This window comes from Carboxylicivirga longa (assembly GCF_050589825.1).
Taxonomy (GTDB): Bacteria; Bacteroidota; Bacteroidia; order Bacteroidales; family Marinilabiliaceae; genus Carboxylicivirga; species Carboxylicivirga longa.
In genome coordinates, this window is sequence record NZ_JBNGOZ010000013.1 from 1 (window position 1) to 18880 (window position 18880).

The following is an 18880-nucleotide window of genomic DNA, read 5'->3' on the forward strand; positions in this document are numbered from 1 at the left end:
GTTCGTTGTCCGAAGCCCGTTTTTGCTACTCCCCTCGTTTGTGAAGCGGCTGCAAAGGTAAGGTTTTTTATTCCAAAATTCCAAAATTATTTTTCAATTATTTTGGCGCTTATTTTTGACAGAACAAACAAGTTATAAACTCTCTTTTTCCTTGTCAATAGCCCTTTGCAATTTCATCTTTCAAAATGTATCGATAAGCGCCTAAACCCTTATCAACCGTGCCTTTCAGCAGAACCATTGTCCTCAAAAGCGGGTGCAAAATAACGACGTTTATTTCGCATATCCAAATTTAAATGAGCTTTATTTTTGAAGATATTTACCAAAGTAAAGCTTAGGAATTGTGGCTGTGAATGTTAGTGGCTGAAAAAAAATTATCGTAGAAAGAAAAATTAGCCCAATGGAATAAAATCCAGTCGAAACTACCAATACATACTATATATAATTAGCGACAGGACTAAAACAATTCCGTTCGTATTCCTTTTTAAAATCCACAACATCCACTTCTTTGATTGTCCCTGGATAAGTCATAAGCATAAGATCAACCTCCGCCCCACCCCTACGCATCGGCATCTGCTGATATTCGTATTCATTAAGCACAAAGCCCAGGCGCTCATAAAAAGCAATACGCCGCCGATTAAGAGGTGAATTAGGTAACTCAACTTCCAATATAACTTTTTGAGCAAGACCTTGCAAAAACTGTTTAATCATAGCCCTCCCAACACCCTTTCCCCTCATGCCCTCAGTTGTAGCCAGGTGCTCGAGGTACACGCTATTATCGAACTGCCACCACAACAGTATGCCAACGAAGATACTTCCTGAATAAACCACCTCATAGCGATAGCGTGATTGCTGCATAATAACACTCTGCACATCGAGCTGCCGCCGCTCATCCACAGGGAAAGCATTGCAATAAAGCATCCATGAAACTTCAAAATCATCCTCATCAACCGATTTAAGCTGACGAAATATCAAACCTATGTGTTCGCTACTTTTGCTCATTATATACATATAATAAAAACAGCACCAACCCACCCCCACAGAAAAAGGCTTATGGAAGCACATTGGTACTATACTTTATGATATCCCGAAGAAGTTACAACTCCATCAGAAAATCAAAATCTCCATCGGGCTGTATCTCATATGGCTCCTTCCCATATTGAAAAACACGTAAGGGAAGCTGTCCCTTAAAGCCAATCTTTCCTTCATAAATAGTAAACATGCAACCTTCACGCAATCCAACGACCGTAGTTTTCTTGTTAATCTCCAGAAACTCAAGAATCCGCTGCTCCCGCGTTTCACCGCCATGCCCCTCAGGATTGGCATCGAGGTAGTGAGGGTTAATCTGAAAAGGTACCAGATTAAGCGCATCAAAACCCATTGGATCAATAATGGGCATATCATTAGTTGTTTTAATGCTTGGACAGGCAAGGTTTGATCCGGCACTCCATCCTATATACTTTGTTCCACCCAATACTTTCTTCCGAATAGGTTCTGTAAGTTTGTTATCATGAATCATACGTAAAAGCTGCCAGGTACTCCCTCCTCCTACAACGATTGCCTCTGCATCTTCAACCGCTTTAACCGGGTCGCTAAAATGGTGAATGGACACCACATCATGCCCCACCTCTTGAAAACGGGTTTTTACTTTTGTCTCGTAATCATCAAACGACACCGTTACACCTGCATAGGGTATAAATAAACACTTTACTTTTTCTTTCCCCAAAAAACGAACAATATCATGTTTGGGATAATCAAGATAGGCCTCACCGGCCATGGTTGAATTAGAGATTAATAATAGATTCATAATTTAAGACTATTAGAATTTAGACTTTTAGATTTAAAAAAATGGATGTTTTAACTTTATATTATAAGGCATTAATGGCTTCAACCGGATCCATGCGCGAGGCTTTCCAGGCTGGTATATAACCTGATAAAACTCCTATTACAGTTGATATTCCAAGTCCTTTGAGCACATTGACAAAAGACAAGGCCATTGGTCCACCACTAATAACACTGACCGATACAGCAATACCAAAGACCAACAACAACCCGCCAATACCGCCCAGGAGAGAAAGAGCCGTGCTTTCGATCAAAAATTGAAGCAACACAAATCTGCGCTTGGCCCCTAATGCTTTTTGAATACCGATAATACGGGTACGCTCCTTAACAGATACGAACATGATATTGGCAATACCAAAGCCTCCCACCAAAATAGAAAAACCACCAATAAACCATCCGGCCAAATCAATAAAGTCAAAGAGGCTGTCAAAGTTTTTTTGGATCAGACTTATTTGATTCAGAGCAAAATCATTATCAGCCCTGGGTTTAATCCGACGAATAGACCGCATCACACCGGTTAACTCATCCAACATATCATCGGTACTATAACCCGCCTTTCCCTTCACCAGAATCATTGGATTAACCGACTCACTGCGCAAATTAAAAAGCGTTCGGGCATAATTAACCGGAATGATCATGTTTTTATCAAGACTATTCCCAAAAATATCAGATCCGGTGCGCAGCATAACACCAATCACCGTGAACTTACGCCCCATCATCTTGACACGTTTCCCAATGGGGTCGGCATCTTGAAAAAGCTCATCAGCTATATCAGCACCAATTATAGCCACACTCATTCCGCTATTATTTTCATAAGGTGAAAAATAACGTCCTTCGGCAATCTCAAAGGTCCAAATATTATCAAAACCATCCGACACACCCATTACAGCCACATTGTCATAGGCATTATCTTCATATTGAAGCATTTTTTGGGTCGTCATTACAAACGACACATCTTCTGCAATATTTGAAAGTCGCTTTACCTCCTGGTAATCATTTAGAGATGGCACCTGACGATTCATATATCGCCACCAGGGATATTCCGACTCCCCTTCAGGAGGAGTCCACGGCCACTTTTGTATATATACCACATTATTCCCCAATGAAGCAATGCTATCGCGCACCTGTTTCTCCAAAAAGTCAATCAGGGTAAAAACGGTGATAATAGAAAAAATACCAATAGTCACGCCCGAGAGCGTCAGTATGGTCCGCATTAGATTTGTTCGCAGCGCATTGAGCGCAAACAAAAAACTTTCCTTAAAAAACTTATAGATGAGAATCATAAGTACTCCAATTTGAGTAAGCAAGATAGGATAAAAAGTCTGAAGTACATAGTGCTCTTACGGATGCAATCTTGATGAATAGATTGTAAATAAAAATCGCATCCGCAGGTTCCTATGAACACAATTTGCAAACTAGATAAAAAGGAATATCGAAATAACTCCCTTCAACTAACGTAATGCACAAAGGCAATAAAAACTTTTGACCGCTGTTAACTATTCGGAAAAGAGTAGGCAGAAAACAATACCAAAACATGCCAATAAATAACGCATCGCACACTAGCAGGCTTGTAAAAATCCTTTTTACTATCCAATTAGTAAACATTTTAAAAAAATTGAGAAAAATTCAGGATCAAGACGAATTGAGGTAACGCTATGAATGCTAGTGTCAGGATAATTTAATGATTTAAGACTGCTTGATTAATAGATTGTATATTATTATCATAATACTTCCATTACCTTAGGACTCCCTTTCCCCGTTTTCTGGCAATCAAACACCTGAGATTTTAAGGATGCATGACAATGCAAAATAGTTATGAAATTCCGGCTACTAATCCGCGCTGAAGCAATTTTCTAGTAATACCAGCAGGCATCAGCACAAGAAAGATAGTTGCTGCAACACATTTATTATCTTAAGCACCTTGTTGGCAATGCTTATTTTCTTATTTTTGCGGAAAGAACTAAAAGGATATAAATGAATAGGTTAAAAAAGGTAAAATCGGCTTTGATTTCCGTCTTCCACAAGGACGGTTTGGATGAAATCATAAAAACACTGCACGAACAGGGCGTTACAATTTATTCCACCGGCGGCACCCAGGCATTTATCGAAAGCCTGAATGTACCATGTGAGCGTGTTGAAGATCTAACAAGCTACCCCTCCATTTTAGGTGGTCGTGTGAAAACCTTGCACCCGAAAATTTTTGGTGGCATTCTTGCCCGTCGCGATAACGAAGGGGATTTAGAACAATTGGCACAGTACGATATACCTGAAATAGACCTGATTATTGTGGATTTATATCCGTTTGAAGCCACCGTGGCCTCGGGCGCTCCACTGCAAGACATCATAGAAAAAATTGATATCGGTGGGATCTCCCTAATCCGTGGTGCCGCTAAAAACTACAATGACGTTATTATTGTTCCATCGAAAGAGCAATATGCCGACCTACTGAACATTCTAAAAGAAAAGAATGGCCAGTCAAGCCTTGAAGATCGGATGCAATTTGCGGCTGCAGCCTTTGGCGTATCATCGCACTACGACTCGGCCATTTCCAACTTCTTCAACAAAGACAAAGAAGACATGGAGCGCATCAGCCTTAACAACGGAGATGTGCTGCGCTACGGTGAAAACCCCCACCAGAAAGCCACCATTTTCAAGTACAATAATGTGAAAGAAGGTGCCGCCCTGGCTGATGCTAAAGTACTGCAAGGCAAAGCATTGTCTTACAATAATATGCTAGATGCAGATGCCGCATGGAAAGCTGCGAGCGATGCCTACCATTCAGTTAATCATATCGATGGCAAGCAGGCCGTATCGGTGGTAAAACACCTCAACCCATGCGGACTGGCGGTTACCAACAATATTATGAAATCTCTGGAGTTGGCGTGGGCCGGTGATCCCATATCTGCCTTCGGTGGTATCATCTGCTTTACCGATACTGTTACCGGCGATATTGCCGAGTGGTTTGCCAAGCGTTTTGTCGAAATAATTATTGCACCGGCCTACACACCGGAAGCATTGGAAATCTTCGGCAAGAAAAAGAACCTTAGACTGCTGGAGACACCCATCAAGAATGAGTTGACGGGTGAAAAACTAATCCGCTCGGTAAGTGGTGCCATCTTGGTTCAGGATGAAGACGAGGGAGTTGATTCTGATTTTAAAAATGTTACTGAAAAACAGTTTGATGCCACCAAGATGGAGTTGGCTAAGTTTGGTATTACTGCCTGTAAGCACCTTAAGAGCAATGCCATTGCCGTAGTTACGGAACAAAACGATGGTAGCTTTTGGCTGACGGGTGCCGGAATGGGACAGCCCAACCGCCTGGACAGCATGCGCCAGCTAACAATGCCTCGCTTCGATATGAAAGAGGGTGTTGACATGGCACAGTCGGTGGTTATTTCAGATGCCTTCTTCCCCTTCCGCGACAGCATAGAAGCCGCCAATGAATACGGTGTTAAATACATTGTAGAACCGGGTGGCAGTATTCGAGATGAAGAAGTTATTGAGGCCTGCAACGAGTTTGGCATGGCTATGTTATTCACAGGAAAACGTCATTTTAAACATTAAAAATACACAGTTGAATGGGACTATTTTCGTTCTTATCGCAAGAAATAGCCATCGACCTTGGTACAGCCAACACCATTATTATTCACGGGGATAAAATTGTTGTTGATGAGCCATCTATCGTAGCGCTGAATCGCAAAACCGATAAGCTGGAGGCCATTGGAGAAAAGGCACGCCAGATGCATGGTAAAACACACGATAACATCTATACCATACGCCCTTTACGCGATGGCGTAATTGCCGACTTTAACGCTGCCGAACAAATGATAAGAGGCATGATTAAGATGATTAATCAGAAGCCACGACTATTTGCTCCTTCGCTATCAATGGTGGTATGTATCCCTTCGGGCAGCACCGAGGTGGAAGTAAGAGCGGTGCGCGACTCGGCCGAGCACGCAGGAGGACGCGAAGTTCACATGATTTACGAACCCATGGCAGCCGCACTGGGTATAGGCCTCGACGTAGAAGCCCCCGAAGGTAATATGATTGTAGACATAGGGGGAGGTACAACTGAGATAGCGGTTATTTCGCTCGGCGGTATCGTAACTAATAAGTCCATTCGCATTGCCGGTGACGACCTTACGGCTGACATAACTGAATATATGCGCCGACAGCACAACATCAAGGTGGGCGAACGCACGGCAGAACAAATTAAGATTCATGTGGGGTCAGCCCTTCCAGAGCTGGAGGAGGCACCCAGCGATTACATTGTACAGGGACCCAACCAGATGACGGCATTGCCCATCGAGGTGCCAGTTTCATACCAGGAAATATCACATTGTCTGGAAAAATCAATCTCTAAGATTGAAACCGCCGTTCTATCAGCCCTGGAGCAGACACCTCCGGAGCTGTATAGCGACATTGTGAAAAATGGCATCTTCCTGGCCGGTGGTGGTGCCCTGCTGCGCGGATTGGATAAACGCCTGTCGGATAAAATCAATATCCCGTTCCATATCGCAGAAGATCCTCTTCATGCCGTGGCACGCGGTACTGGCATTGCGCTGAAAAATCGTCATCGCATACTGCCTTATTTGATCAGATAAAATAGTCAGTAGAAACTAGACAGTAGTCAGTGGTTACAATACCACTGACTACTGACTTTTTTACTAATAACGATAGTTGCATGAGAGACTTTATACGCTTTATTATTAAATACCACTTTGCGATTCTTTTCCTCATTATCGAAGTTGTGTCTCTTTTGTTAGTTGTTAACTACAATGCTTATCAGCGCTCCACCTTCCTGTCATCGGCAAACGCCGTCACAGGCGGCATACTAAAACGCTACAATACAGGATCGGAATATTTAATGCTTCGTGAAATTAACGAAGACCTGGCCCGTGAAAACGCCTATCTGCGCAGTCGACTGCCCGAATCATACCGTGCCTCAAAAGATTATTTTAACATGGTGCACGACAGTTTAAATATGCAGGAGTATGTATACCGTTCGGCTCGTGTAATTAACAACTCTACCAATCGACGCTTTAATTATGTAACCCTCAACAAAGGGCGTCTCAACGGTATTGAACCCGAAATGGGAGTTATCTCCAACAAGGGAGCTGTGGGCATTGTTAAAAACGTATCGAATCATTACGCCACTGTTATTTCTATCATCAACACGCGCCTAAAAATATCGGCTAAACTAAAGGAGTCTGACTTTTTTGGCTCATTGGAGTGGGACGGCACCTCTTATCAGCATGTTAGCTTACTGGACATACCGCGCCATGCCAAAGTCAATGTTGGCGATCTGGTGGTTACCAGTGGCTACTCCTCCATCTTTCCCGAAGACATACAGCTGGGTAGTGTTGAAAGCGTAAAACTGGATAAAGGCGCCAGCTTCTATCGCATCAAAGTAAAGCTATCGGTAGATTTTAAAAATCTGGCCTTTGTGGAAGTCATTGGCCACACTTCGCGCGATGAACAAATTAAACTAGAAAAGGAGACCGAAGATGATTAATTACCTGCCAAGATATCTCTTTAACTTTGTGTTTTTTACACTGGTTCAGGTACTGGTACTTAACAATATTCAGTTAAGCGGCTTTGTTAACCCCTATCTCTATATCATTTTCATTATCACACTGCCCTTTGAAATACCGGGTTGGCTACTTCTGCTCTTTGGATTCTCCTCGGGCATGATCATTGATATTTTCAGTAATACACCGGGCATGCATGCTTCAGCCACCGTATTTATGAGCTTCGTACGGCCTTATGTACTCCGCCTTTTTGCGCCGCGCGATGAATATCAACCGGGCACGCTTCCTACCATGGGCTACTATGGCATTGGCTGGTTTCTGCGTTACTCTGCCATTCTTGTGTTTGCCCATCACCTGTTCCTCTTCTTCATAGAAGTATTCTCAGTAACACACTTCTTTTCCACGCTGGTGCGAGTATTTACCAGCATGCTGCTTACCATATTACTGATTGTGATTGCGCAATTATTTAGTCAAGGTAAAAAACAAGGGAGGTAACACGTGGGAGGCATCAACAACCGTACGATACTTATTGCCGGCATCATCATGAGCCTGGCCTTAATATTTATAGCCAAGCTATTTATTCTGCAGGTTTATGACACCTCGTATAAGTTTTCGGCCGTTAGTAACACACGCCGTGAGGTAACCCAGTACCCATCGCGTGGCCTGGTATACGACCGCAACGGTAAGTTACTGGTTTCGAATCAGGCGGTGTACGATGTGATGGTAGTACCCCGCGATATTGTGCCTTTCGACTCCATTGACTTCTGTCAATCACTAAACATTAGCATTGAGCAGCTGCGTGAGCGTTTTGTTCAGATGCGCAAAGACATTCGCTCACGCAAAATATCGACCTATAAGCCCTCTGTATTCTTCAAACAGCTATCGGCCGAGCAATACGGTAACTTTCAGGAAAAACTCTACAAATTCAAGGGTTTCTTTGTTCAGGGACGTACACTGCGCAAATACGAATACCCCACAGCTGCTCATGTACTGGGCTATGTGGGAGAAATCAACGAACAACAACTAAAGGACGATGCGTATTACACACCAGGTGACTACCTGGGCATAAGCGGTATTGAGCAAACCTATGAACACGAGCTGCGCGGCAAGAAAGGCGTGAAATACATGTTAGTTGATGTGCATGGCCGCGAAAAAGGAGCTTTTAAAGAGGGGCGGCATGACACAGCTGCCATTGCGGGTAAAAACATAACCCTTTCGCTCGATATTGAACTACAGCAATATGGTGAACAGCTGATGCAAAATAAAGTTGGCAGTATTGTAGCAATAGAACCTGCCAGTGGCGAAATTCTCTCACTCATATCGGCACCTAACTACGATCCCTCCCTGCTCATAGGCCGCGATCGTTCCAAAAACTTCCCGGTACTGCTTACCGATTCACTGAAGCCACTACTTAACCGGGCCGTACAGTCTTCCTACCCGCCTGGCTCTACCTTTAAAACCATCAATGCATTAATTGGGCTGCAGGAGGGCGTTTTAAAACCCTACACTACCCACGAGTGCTTTATGGGCTATTTTGCCCGTGGCCTTTCGGTGGGTTGTCACCCGCATGACTCCCCCCTCAACCTCACCCAGTCGATCCAGCACTCGTGCAATGCCTACTACTGCTACGAATTCAGAAACATACTGGACAACCCCAAATATGGTAGCATTCAGGAAAGCTTCAATGCCTGGAAGGATTACGCAGTTAAATTTGGTTTTGGCTATAAGCTGGGAGCCGATTTTCATAATGAAAGTAGGGGGTTTATACCCAATGCCGACTGGTTTGACCGTGTCTATAGAAAAAGCTGGAACTCACTAACTGTTATCTCACTCTCCATAGGTCAGGGCGAGATATTAACAACTCCCCTCCAAATGGCCAATATGGCGGCCATGCTAGCCAACCGGGGGCAGTATTTCACGCCACACATCATCAAAAATATTGAGGACAAATCGCTTGACGATACATTCCGGAAAATACACGATACAGGAATTGATGTGCAACACTTTGCTCCCATCGTTAATGGTATGGAACTGGCTGTGTGGGGAGGTGCCGGTAGTACCGCACGCATTGCACAGATACCCGGCATCAGCATCTGTGGTAAAACCGGAACGGCACAAAACCCGCACGGTGATGACCACTCCATTTTTATCGCTTTTGCACCCAAGGATGATCCACAAATTGCCATTGCGGTGTATGTTGAAAACGGAGGCTTTGGTGCTACCTGGGGCGCTCCCATCGCCAGTTTGATGGTGGAGAAATATTTAAACGACACCATTCATCCGGGTCGCAAATGGATTGAGAAACGCATGTTAGAAGGAGACTTAATAAATGCCAAACAGAAAATACAATAGAAGCATTGACTGGTTAACTGTTGGACTGTACAGCTTACTGGTTTTATTTGGCTGGCTAAATATCTACGCGGCTAATTTCAACCCCGAAAATCCGATTTTTTTCGATACGAGCCACGAATATTTTAAACAGCTTGTATGGATCGGATTCTCCCTGCTTTTTGTAGGTATGATTGTGATTACAGACAGTAAATTCTACGTTGAGTTCTCCTACATATTTTATGGCATTACCATATTACTGCTGGTTATTGTACTTCTCTTTGGCAAGGAAATCAATGGAGCTAAATCGTGGTTCGAAATTGGCCCCATACGTTTTCAGCCGGCCGAGCTGTCCAAAATGGCCACCAACCTGGCCATTGCACGCGCACTGAGTCGCTATGGATTCACCTTTAGCAAGACATCAAACCTATTGAAAGCGGCTTTTATTGTACTCCTGCCGATGCTGCTTATCCTTTTGCAAAACGATACAGGTTCCGCCCTTGTATACAGCGTTTTTATAATTGTTTTTTACCGCGAAGGGCTTACCGGATATGTCCTCACCTTTGGTTTTATTGCGGCTGTTGTGGCTGTTTTAACCCTGATAGTACCCAACGCCACCATCATTGGCATCATCGTATTGGCCATATTACTCATCCTCTATTTTAAGGGTGCCCGCGCTGCTCTGCTAAAAGCCGTAATCATTGGAGGCCTTGTGCTCGCCCCTAGCTATGCCCTGTATCGCTTTGTGCCGCTCAATATCAAAGCCGAATATGTGCTTATCCCTGCCATAGCAGGCCTTAGTATTCACCTTTTATATACAACCCTTTCCAAGCGTTTTAATAAGTTTGTACCCACTTACCTACTCATCCTGTGGAGCGCCATTCTCCTCACCGTATCAGCTGACTACTTCTTCGAAGATGTTTTATCGGATTACCAGCGCACGCGTATCAATGTACTGCTGGGCATTGAGCAAGATCCACTGGGTGCCGGATACAACGTTAATCAGTCAAAAATTGCCATTGGGTCGGGCGGCTTGTATGGTAAGGGTTACCTGCAGGGTACACAAACAAAATTTAACTTTGTTCCCGAGCAAAGCACCGACTTTATCTACTGTACAGTGGGTGAAGAATGGGGCTTTATAGGATCTACGTCCGTAGTACTCCTGTTTGTCTTCCTGCTGCTTCGCTTGCTATACCTCGCCGAGAAGCAACACTCTACCTTCAGCCGCGTGTATGGCTATGGAGTGGCCGCCATTTTCTTCTTTCACTTTGCCATTAACATTGGCATGACCATAGGGCTGGCACCCGTAATTGGTATCCCACTTCCCTTCTTCAGCTATGGTGGCTCATCACTCTGGGGTTTTACACTGCTCTTGTTTATCTTTTTAAAGCTGGATATGAACCGGGCAGAACTAATACGATAAAAAAATCATTAATACTGGCAGCATTTTTGCATGCCACAATGCCCAACAGGCCTTACCTCCTTGATTATCTTGTCCTTCAAGGGCTACAACCTGGACGCTGAGAAGTTTTGATTTGTCATTTTTTTTCAATACTTTTGCCGCCCATCAATTTATGAAAGTTGATTCACCCAAAATTCTCGGTCATGTTGCTGTGGGAATGGGAGTTAGCAACACTCTACAATGACCTATTTTGGACTATTAATCACTCGGTTTTGCAAGCCCAATGCCTAATCGGAAATAAAAATGGAGATTGCTTATGAAGTATAAAATTTATGCACTGCACAACTATCGGGAAATTCCACAAATTCAATCACTTACTGACGAGGACATCTTTAACATCGAAGTAGTAGGAAACGTTTTACCTTTTAAAACAAACAGCTACGTTGTTGATGAGTTAATAGACTGGGAAAACTACAAAGAAGACCCCATCTTTATCCTCAACTTTCCTCAGAAAGGCATGCTGGAAGAAGAAGATTTCAACCAGATGGCCAAAATCATCAGAAGCGGTGCCGATAAAGCAGTCATAAAGAAAGAAGCTAATAAGATACGGGAGAAACTAAACCCTCACCCCGCCGGACAGATGGAATACAATGTGCCTGAGCTCAATGGCGTTAAGCTAACGGGCGTGCAGCATAAGTACGACGAAACCATGCTGTTCTTCCCCGCCCAGGGACAAACCTGCCATGCCTATTGCACTTTCTGTTTTCGCTGGCCACAATTTACCAACATGGACGAAATGAAGTTTGCCATGAAGGAGATTGATTATGTCATTGAATACCTGCGTGCCCATCCTGAAATTACCGACCTGCTTATCACCGGTGGCGACCCCATGATTATGAAGGGGAAAATGCTCGACACCTATCTGAGTGCGTTGATAGCAGCCGATATACCCCATTTGAAAAATATTCGTATTGGCTCAAAAACCTTAGGCTTCTGGCCCTATCGTTATCTGACCGATGCCGATGCCGAAGAAGTACTGGGAGCCTTTAAGAAGGTAACTGATGCCGGTATCACACTGGCCTTTATGGCTCACTTTAACCACTACCGTGAGCTAGAGACGGAAGCGGTGCAGCAGGCTATCAAAAAAATTAAAGCAACGGGAGCACAGATACGTACTCAGTCACCGTTATTGAATAATATAAATGCGAAGCCCGAAATTTGGTCCACCATGTGGCAAAAACAGGTGAGTCTGGGACTTATTCCTTACTATATGTTTATTGCCCGCGATACAGGAGCCCAAAAATATTTTGGCGTATCGCTGGTAGATGCGTGGGAAATTTTCCGCAAGGCCTACCGCAAGGTAAGTGGTATCTGCCGTACGGTACGTGGCCCAAGCATGTCGTGTACACCCGGTAAAGTGCGCATAGTAGGTGTTACCGAAATTAAAGGCGAAAAGGCCTTTGCCCTTGAATTTATTCAGGGTCGCGACACCAACTGGGTAGCACGTCCCTTCTTTGCACAATACGATGAAAATGCCTTGTGGATGGACGATCTGAAGCCGGCCTTTGGCAACGATGAATTCTTCTTTGAGCAAGAGTTCTCCGATATGTTTTTAAAGTAAAAGCTATTAACGAATAACAGAAGGCAGTACCTGTTAGCAGGTTCTGCCTTTTTTAGTATCCTACCCATGCTGACACCCTTATTTGAAGATTTAGAATTTATTGGACGCGACTTTACTCAAGAGCGATTGCCAAAAGGCGAATACGATAATTGCCTTTTTAAGAATTGTTCGTTCATGAGCACCGATCTAAGCCACAATCAATTTACAGAGTGCCGCTTTGAAAATTGCGATTTAAGCAATGCCATATTGACACATGCCCTATTGCGCGATGTGTATTTTAAAGGCTGCAAACTGCTGGGCATACAGTTTAGCGATTGCAACACCCTCTTCTTCTCACCTCGCTTTGAAAGCTGCCAACTGAGGCTGGCTTCATTTTACAGATGTGCATTAAAAAAAACCTCCTTTATTAATTGTCAGCTTGAAGAAGTGGATTTTGCAGAAGCCGACCTGCGCAAAGCCCGACTGGACAACTGCGATTTGACCCAGGCGCTGTTTGATGGCACCAACCTGGAGGGCGCCGATTTATCATCAGCCTATCATTTCAGCATCGATCCGGAGCGTAACAAGCTAAAAAAAGCACGGTTTTCGGCCGATCAGCTAGCTGGCTTACTACAAAAGTATCAGATCATCATCAACAGGTAAAAAGCTAATTTTGGTCGCTTAATACCAAACGACTTTTTCCTACCTTTGCGCTCACTTTAATCGAGCACTATGTCGGAACGCTTTAGGGTATTGATAAGTTTACTGTTGGCGATGATATGCTGGGCTTTTTCTTTCGTTTGGATTAAGCAGGCATTCCTTTCTTTTACGCCGCTTACGATTCTGGTGCTACGCCTGATTATCAGCGCAGCACTGCTGGCCAGTATCCTAAAATTTTTAAAGCAACTCAAGCCCATACAAAAGCAAGACTTTAAATGGTTTGTTCTACTGGCATTTTTTGAACCCTTTCTCTATTTTCTGGGCGAAAGCTTTGGTCTGGAATTAGTACCATCCACTGTGGGAGCCGTAATCGTGTCAACCATTCCACTGTTTGCCCCCATCACAGACCGGCTTTTCTTTAAAAGTCGCATTGGCTGGCCCAACCTACTGGGCATCCTGGTTTCCTTTACGGGTGTACTCCTCATCATTATTAAAGAAGACCTTAGCCTTGCGGCCCCTCTCAAAGGTGTTTTACTGATGTTTGTGGCTGTTTTTTCAACCATGGGCTACTCCATAGTGCTTAAAAAAATACCCGCCGGTTATAATGCGGTAAGTATTATAACCTACCAAAATACCATTGGCATTTTTTACTTCCTGCCCTTATTTTTATATTTTGATGCACCGGATCTGAGCACCCTGCAAATTCACGACGAAGCACTGGTGGCTGTGTTACTGTTGGCTATTTTTGGCTCGTCACTGGCCTTTATATTTTTCACCTACGGCATACGGAAGATCGGCATAACGAAAGCCAATGTTTTTGTAAATCTAATTCCGGTATTTACCGCTATTATTGCCTGGTATGTATTGGGCGATGCGTTAACCTTACAAATCATGATTGGCATTGCCTTTGTAATTGGCGGCCTGTTTATTTCACAAATAAAAATTAATCAACGTGGCATTCGACAGAGAAGAACTGAAGCAGAAGGCGCAAAATAAAGCAAAAGAAAATAAGGCCTTTTTAGCGAAGCTGAAAAAGAAACGCCCCAAGTCGCTGGATGAAGAAGCTCAGCAACTGCACCACGAAGTATTTAGCTACACCGACTGCCTAGGGTGTGCCAACTGCTGTAAATCCATAAGCCCAATCGTTACCAATCGCGATGTTGACCGCCTTGCCAACCACTTGCGCCTGCGCCCGCGTGAAGTTATTGAGCAATACCTGGTGCTGGATGACGACAACGACTACATATTCAGAGAGACCCCCTGCCCTTTTCTAATGCCCGATAATTACTGCATGGTATATAGCGCTCGTCCGCGGGCCTGCCGCGAATATCCGCATACTGACCGCAAGCGCCTCTATCAGATCACCACCCTAACCTACAAAAATACCTTCATCTGCCCTGCCGCTTTTGATGTGGTGGAAGGGCTAAAACCGATATTTGACAAATGATTTTGTTTCAAACACTATTTTAATATTTTTACCGTTTATGTACTTACGATGAAGGGACGGATAAGCATACTTTTAATTGCTTTTGCAATATTTACAAACGTTATTACCAGGGCACAGCAGGCCGGTGAGCACACCTATGATTTTCTGAACCTGACTAATTCGGCACGCGTGGCAGCCCTGGGTGGCAATCAGGTGGGCATGAATCACGGCGATCTCAGCCTGATGTTTCACAACCCCGCTAACCTATCGCAAGAATTGCACAATAGCCTTTGTTTTAACTACGTACCTTACATCAGCGATATTAAAATGACCTACGCCGCCTATGGCCATCATATCCAATCGGTAGGCACTTTTGGCATTAGTGTGCATGCCGTTAATTATGGCTCGTTTGATCGAGCCGATGAAAATGGAAACCTGAATGGCACCTTTTCGGCAACCGAATATGCCATTAGCATTAACTACACAAAAACACTTTCGCCCAAATGGCGGGCCGGCATTGCCATAAAACCCATCATATCCAACTTGGAGCAATACAATTCTTTTGGCCTGGCCACCGATATTGGTCTTTTGTACAACTCAGATAACAAACTGTTCTCGGCCGGTATCACCCTTAAAAATGCGGGGGCACAAATAAGCAGCTACAACGATACCCACGAGCCACTGCCCACCGATTTGCAGATTGGGTTCAGCAAAAAGCTGGCCCACGCTCCCTTTCGCCTGTCAATAACAGCTCAGGATTTATTTGACTGGGATATGAAATACAAAGTGAGCGATGGTAACAACGAAACGATTGAAGGAAAAGGTAATAATGGCAACTCCTTCGATCAATTAATGCGCCACATTAACGTGGGTGTGGAATTGCTCCCCTCCGATAATTTTTATGTGGGTGTGGGCTACAACCACAGGCGTCGCAAAGAACTGGGCGTAAGTGAAAAAATGTCAACCAGCGGCTTCTCCTGGGGCTTTGGTTTTCGCGTTTATAAGTTTCATTTCGCTTATGGCTCGGCCCGTTATCATCTGGGGGGCGCCTCTAACCATTTCAGCATTTCCACTAATTTCTCGGACTTTAGGCGCTAATAACTCACGGCTGCGGATCCCAAGGATCTCTTAGCTCCAGCAAAAATCCACTGATTCAACTATTTGATTTACTGGATAAATCAGACACAAACCCTTCGGCTATAACAAAATCAATGCTAGCACAATTACATTTTTTATTTATTTTTGTTTATATTATCGGATCCTAATTACGCATTGATATGGCCAAACTAATAGTGCAAATTCCGGACGAGAAAGCAGATTTCATCATTGAACTGTTTAAGCAACTTAATTTTGTACAATACGAAATTGATGAGCCCACCAAGGTGGAGAAAAACCCACCGAAGAAAGCGGATGAGCCTGCCGAAGCTAAAGAAGACAGTCTTAACGACCGCTTTTCACAACTGAGCGAACTGCGCAACACCATTAACAACTTGCAACAAGGCAGACGGCAAAGTGCTGAACCCGCACCTACTGCTCTGTTTCGCTTTCCTCATGGTACCGAGCTGAGCGCTGTTAAAATAACTTCGCAGCACCACCTGCTTACCACCATCGAAAGCTACTTCAGAACGAACATACAGAAATTACGTTTTGAAGCTCTTACAACTCCTGATAAGTATCCAATGGATAAGTATATAGTTTATATTACGTTGTCGGATAATTCGGAGCTAAAAGCAGGTTATTGCAGCGCTAAACTCGGCTAGTAACATCCCAAAAATACATTGGCGCTTCCCTGTTCCTATTCTAACGAGCAGTTAAGAAATCAGCGCCTGTATTACGGCACCCAAAAACGAAAAAATAGAGTGAATCAAACTTAACAACAGTGCCAACCCACTATAATGACCTTATTATGCACTGAGTTAAAAACTTACTTCAAAGCCTGATTATGAAGCCTTATCCTGAATCTTAATCTTAAAAGTGAAGTACTTCTGACACACATAACTGTATCCCACAACTATAACTGTAGTTAAAACTTTGGCCAATATGGGCTTAACAGCCAATAGTTCAACAAATACTTTTAGGAGAATATAATTAAGTACAATACTGCCAAGAACTGTTAAGCCATAGCGAAAAAGCTGCACCCTTCCCCGCAGGTTCGACTCAGTAAAAGTAATGTATTTCGATAATAGGAAACCCGTTAGAAAAGTAATGGGAAACACAAAGATAAACGCTGCAATGTGCGGACTGATGGCGATGATGCCGGTGTGCACAATATGCTTGTTAAGCACGAAATTATAGGTGATGAAATACAAAAGTATATCGAAAACAGTGTTGCCCCCACCACAGGCTGCGTAGTTAAATGTTTGACGCGGCAAATAACCTTTAAAAGGGCGATAAAACCAATCGAGAATGGCAATAATGATTTTCTGCAACATACATATACCTTTTCTGCAAGCCTACAAAACTAGCATATTTATTGCATTGAACCCTAAGTCTCGGCAAGCTTTTCGCAACCTATGCGATCAAAAAGCATTGCCTAAATCTTGGACCGCCTTTACAAAATAACAATTACCAGCCAAGTCAACACCATGGCTACGAGAATAAACAAGGCAATATCTTGAAGCTTGGCCAGCCGGGCAAGCCTCTTCATGCGCACTTTAGCATCGTCAGAATCATGGGATAGTTCAAGAAACTTCTTTTTTAACATTTTAATTGGGTTAATATGGGTTTGGTATAAGTTTTAACGGTATATGTAGGATATTAGCAAACATTAATTATTAACATTAAGGAACGCTAAAGAGTCACCTTGATGATTGAAATAGTATTTATAAATTTTTGTATCGGGAGCATCACCATCTCCAGTGTACAGTTTAACACTCCAACACGATTCTCTATTAAATGTATCATCTTCAATGTTAGATGCATGATACTTATCTGGACCCCAGCAACCTGCATCTAAAGAATCTGGCAAATTTAAAACCGTAAATTGTGTTTTTGATGCCAGGTCATAAGACATTATTTTAAGGGTTTTATTTGAGTAAATAGAATCAGTATAATAATAAATAAACGAGTCATTTGTACTCGAAAGTTTGGGATTTTTCCCTTTTGCTAAAAAAGAATTATTCCATTTCTCAATATCAAACATAGATATGGTGTAACCATCGGTATAGATAATAAAGGAACTATCGTTTGACCAACTTAGAAAAGAGTTAAGGGGATAGTAATCTGCCGGTAAAATATGAATTGAATCACTTGCATTTTTTCTGATTATCAAGTTTTCGCCCTTATAAAGGGTATACTCACCACCTCTAATCGTTTTGATTTTAGAGTTATCGATAAATTGTTTATCCTTAAAATACCTAAGCTTACCTTTATAACAACATAATGTTTGGGTTTCCACTTCCATTTCATGTTGGATATAGACCTTAAATGGCCTTTTATTAAAAAAAGGCACTATTAGGCTGTCAAGTATTTGCAATGTATCCTGGTGAAATTTTCCATCTAATTTTGGAGTATCTTTTAGAAGCGCGTTTTGTGCAACAGAGATATATGTCTTAAACAGCGGTGCTGTTCGTCTATTAATTTTACTAAGAAAATTATGAGTACTATATCTACCTTCCTGATTGGTGGCATGTAAACTATCTAAATATTCAAACCAATATATGATTGAGTCAGAATATTTTCCACAGCAATTATTGGCAGACACAGAGTATCCTATTGGTGCCTTCGTTGCCTTGGTTTTATTTATTATGTTGATAGTGTCCGGTTTTGATATTGTAGAATTGCTAGTCGTTTTATTTTCTATGTTCCGTGACTTATGATTATTACAACTAATAATAGCCATTAATAGAATTAAAACTAAAATGTTTCTCATTGTTTGTTATTATGGTAATTTTATTTTTTTACTGCCAATTAGAGCTTAGTCGTTAACACAATGGTTATTAACCAAAGAAGATCCGGAACTTCTTCTACTTCTAAAAAACTCAAGCTAAAAATAAGAATTATCCGTTATACTCTACAGAATATTGGCCTCGAAAGGATAAACATGCTAACAACGGAGATTAATGGTAGAAAAATGATTGCGAGGGAAACTGAAT

General features: G+C 42.8%; 18 protein-coding genes. 12 read left to right on the forward strand and 6 right to left on the reverse strand.

Translation table 11 applies throughout. From position 1 onward, the window contains the following. Positions 1-432: 432 nt before the first annotated feature. The 3 genes from ACRD7A_RS12140 to ACRD7A_RS12150 all read right to left on the reverse strand — a co-directional run bounded on the left by ACRD7A_RS12140 (position 433) and on the right by ACRD7A_RS12150 (position 3122). Complete coding sequence (locus ACRD7A_RS12140; RefSeq protein WP_430811347.1) at positions 433-999, reverse strand: GNAT family N-acetyltransferase; 567 nt, start codon at positions 997-999, stop codon at positions 433-435. Positions 1000-1093: 94 nt separating this feature from the next. Beyond that, positions 1094-1804 (reverse strand): dipeptidase PepE, encoded by a 711-nt coding sequence (gene pepE, locus ACRD7A_RS12145; protein ID WP_430811348.1) that lies wholly within the window; start codon positions 1802-1804, stop codon positions 1094-1096. 61 nt (positions 1805-1865) lie between these two features. Beyond that, on the reverse strand, positions 1866-3122 hold the full coding sequence (locus ACRD7A_RS12150) for an ABC transporter permease (RefSeq protein WP_430811349.1): 1257 nt from the start codon (positions 3120-3122) through the stop codon (positions 1866-1868). A gap of 691 nt (positions 3123-3813) precedes the next feature. Here ACRD7A_RS12150 and purH point away from each other — a divergent pair. The 12 genes from purH (at position 3814) to ACRD7A_RS12210 (ending at position 16546) form a co-directional block, all read left to right on the forward strand. After that, complete coding sequence (gene purH, locus ACRD7A_RS12155; RefSeq protein WP_430811350.1) at positions 3814-5403, forward strand: bifunctional phosphoribosylaminoimidazolecarboxamide formyltransferase/IMP cyclohydrolase; 1590 nt, start codon at positions 3814-3816, stop codon at positions 5401-5403. Positions 5404-5417: 14 nt separating this feature from the next. Next, positions 5418-6443, forward strand: coding sequence for a rod shape-determining protein (locus ACRD7A_RS12160; RefSeq protein WP_430811351.1), 1026 nt, complete (start codon positions 5418-5420; stop codon positions 6441-6443). Between the two features lie 80 nt (positions 6444-6523). Next, positions 6524-7354, forward strand: coding sequence for a rod shape-determining protein MreC (gene mreC, locus ACRD7A_RS12165; protein ID WP_430811352.1), 831 nt, complete (start codon positions 6524-6526; stop codon positions 7352-7354). Then, positions 7347-7865 (forward strand): rod shape-determining protein MreD, encoded by a 519-nt coding sequence (mreD, locus tag ACRD7A_RS12170; RefSeq protein WP_430811353.1) that lies wholly within the window; start codon positions 7347-7349, stop codon positions 7863-7865. Before mreC ends, mreD begins: the two co-directional genes overlap by 8 nt. A gap of 3 nt (positions 7866-7868) precedes the next feature. Then, positions 7869-9722, forward strand: a complete 1854-nt coding sequence (gene mrdA / locus ACRD7A_RS12175) for a penicillin-binding protein 2 (RefSeq protein ID WP_430811354.1) — start codon at positions 7869-7871, stop codon at positions 9720-9722. Beyond that, the gene (rodA, locus tag ACRD7A_RS12180) at positions 9700-11121 is read left to right on the forward strand and encodes a rod shape-determining protein RodA (protein WP_430811355.1); all 1422 of its coding nucleotides are present in this window, start codon (positions 9700-9702) and stop codon (positions 11119-11121) included. The genes mrdA and rodA overlap by 23 nt, the downstream gene beginning before the upstream one ends. Positions 11122-11416: 295 nt before the next feature. After that, positions 11417-12721 carry a KamA family radical SAM protein gene (locus tag ACRD7A_RS12185; RefSeq protein ID WP_430811356.1) on the forward strand — a complete coding sequence of 435 codons (1305 nt, stop codon included), beginning with the start codon at positions 11417-11419 and terminating at the stop codon, positions 12719-12721. A 66-nt stretch (positions 12722-12787) separates the two neighbouring features. Then, positions 12788-13363 (forward strand): pentapeptide repeat-containing protein, encoded by a 576-nt coding sequence (locus ACRD7A_RS12190; protein WP_430811357.1) that lies wholly within the window; start codon positions 12788-12790, stop codon positions 13361-13363. 69 nt (positions 13364-13432) lie between these two features. Further along, a complete protein-coding gene (locus ACRD7A_RS12195; RefSeq protein WP_430811358.1) occupies positions 13433-14356 on the forward strand; it encodes a DMT family transporter in 924 nt (307 codons plus the stop codon). Then, complete coding sequence (locus ACRD7A_RS12200) at positions 14313-14807, forward strand: YkgJ family cysteine cluster protein (protein WP_430811359.1); 495 nt, start codon at positions 14313-14315, stop codon at positions 14805-14807. Before ACRD7A_RS12195 ends, ACRD7A_RS12200 begins: the two co-directional genes overlap by 44 nt. Before the next feature lie 48 nt (positions 14808-14855). Next, on the forward strand, positions 14856-15884 hold the full coding sequence (gene porQ / locus ACRD7A_RS12205; RefSeq protein WP_430811360.1) for a type IX secretion system protein PorQ: 1029 nt from the start codon (positions 14856-14858) through the stop codon (positions 15882-15884). A 179-nt stretch (positions 15885-16063) separates the two neighbouring features. Then, complete coding sequence (locus ACRD7A_RS12210) at positions 16064-16546, forward strand: hypothetical protein (protein ID WP_430811361.1); 483 nt, start codon at positions 16064-16066, stop codon at positions 16544-16546. Positions 16547-16726: 180 nt separating this feature from the next. Here the strand turns inward: ACRD7A_RS12210 and ACRD7A_RS12215 are convergent, their stop codons facing one another. The 3 genes from ACRD7A_RS12215 to ACRD7A_RS12225 all read right to left on the reverse strand — a co-directional run bounded on the left by ACRD7A_RS12215 (position 16727) and on the right by ACRD7A_RS12225 (position 18657). After that, on the reverse strand, positions 16727-17218 hold the full coding sequence (locus tag ACRD7A_RS12215) for a GtrA family protein (protein WP_430811362.1): 492 nt from the start codon (positions 17216-17218) through the stop codon (positions 16727-16729). 119 nt (positions 17219-17337) lie between these two features. Next, positions 17338-17490, reverse strand: coding sequence for a hypothetical protein (locus ACRD7A_RS12220; protein ID WP_430811363.1), 153 nt, complete (start codon positions 17488-17490; stop codon positions 17338-17340). Positions 17491-17553: 63 nt separating this feature from the next. After that, positions 17554-18657 (reverse strand): hypothetical protein, encoded by a 1104-nt coding sequence (locus ACRD7A_RS12225; RefSeq protein WP_430811364.1) that lies wholly within the window; start codon positions 18655-18657, stop codon positions 17554-17556. Between the last annotated feature and the right edge of the window lie 223 nt (positions 18658-18880).

Excerpts from the sequence above, each read along its gene's own strand:
- ACRD7A_RS12140 (WP_430811347.1), bottom strand. The coding sequence starts at position 999 with ATGAGCAAAAGTAGCGAACACATAGGTTTGATATTTCGTCAGCTTAAA.
- pepE (WP_430811348.1), bottom strand. The coding sequence starts at position 1,804 with ATGAATCTATTATTAATCTCTAATTCAACCATGGCCGGTGAGGCCTAT.
- ACRD7A_RS12150 (WP_430811349.1), bottom strand. The coding sequence starts at position 3,122 with ATGATTCTCATCTATAAGTTTTTTAAGGAAAGTTTTTTGTTTGCGCTC.
- purH (WP_430811350.1), top strand. The coding sequence starts at position 3,814 with ATGAATAGGTTAAAAAAGGTAAAATCGGCTTTGATTTCCGTCTTCCAC.
- ACRD7A_RS12160 (WP_430811351.1), top strand. The coding sequence starts at position 5,418 with ATGGGACTATTTTCGTTCTTATCGCAAGAAATAGCCATCGACCTTGGT.
- mreC (WP_430811352.1), top strand. The coding sequence starts at position 6,524 with ATGAGAGACTTTATACGCTTTATTATTAAATACCACTTTGCGATTCTT.
- mreD (WP_430811353.1), top strand. The coding sequence starts at position 7,347 with ATGATTAATTACCTGCCAAGATATCTCTTTAACTTTGTGTTTTTTACA.
- rodA (WP_430811355.1), top strand. The coding sequence starts at position 9,700 with ATGCCAAACAGAAAATACAATAGAAGCATTGACTGGTTAACTGTTGGA.
- ACRD7A_RS12185 (WP_430811356.1), top strand. The coding sequence starts at position 11,417 with ATGAAGTATAAAATTTATGCACTGCACAACTATCGGGAAATTCCACAA.
- ACRD7A_RS12190 (WP_430811357.1), top strand. The coding sequence starts at position 12,788 with ATGCTGACACCCTTATTTGAAGATTTAGAATTTATTGGACGCGACTTT.
- ACRD7A_RS12195 (WP_430811358.1), top strand. The coding sequence starts at position 13,433 with ATGTCGGAACGCTTTAGGGTATTGATAAGTTTACTGTTGGCGATGATA.
- porQ (WP_430811360.1), top strand. The coding sequence starts at position 14,856 with ATGAAGGGACGGATAAGCATACTTTTAATTGCTTTTGCAATATTTACA.
- ACRD7A_RS12210 (WP_430811361.1), top strand. The coding sequence starts at position 16,064 with ATGGCCAAACTAATAGTGCAAATTCCGGACGAGAAAGCAGATTTCATC.
- ACRD7A_RS12215 (WP_430811362.1), bottom strand. The coding sequence starts at position 17,218 with ATGTTGCAGAAAATCATTATTGCCATTCTCGATTGGTTTTATCGCCCT.
- ACRD7A_RS12220 (WP_430811363.1), bottom strand. The coding sequence starts at position 17,490 with ATGTTAAAAAAGAAGTTTCTTGAACTATCCCATGATTCTGACGATGCT.
- ACRD7A_RS12225 (WP_430811364.1), bottom strand. The coding sequence starts at position 18,657 with ATGAGAAACATTTTAGTTTTAATTCTATTAATGGCTATTATTAGTTGT.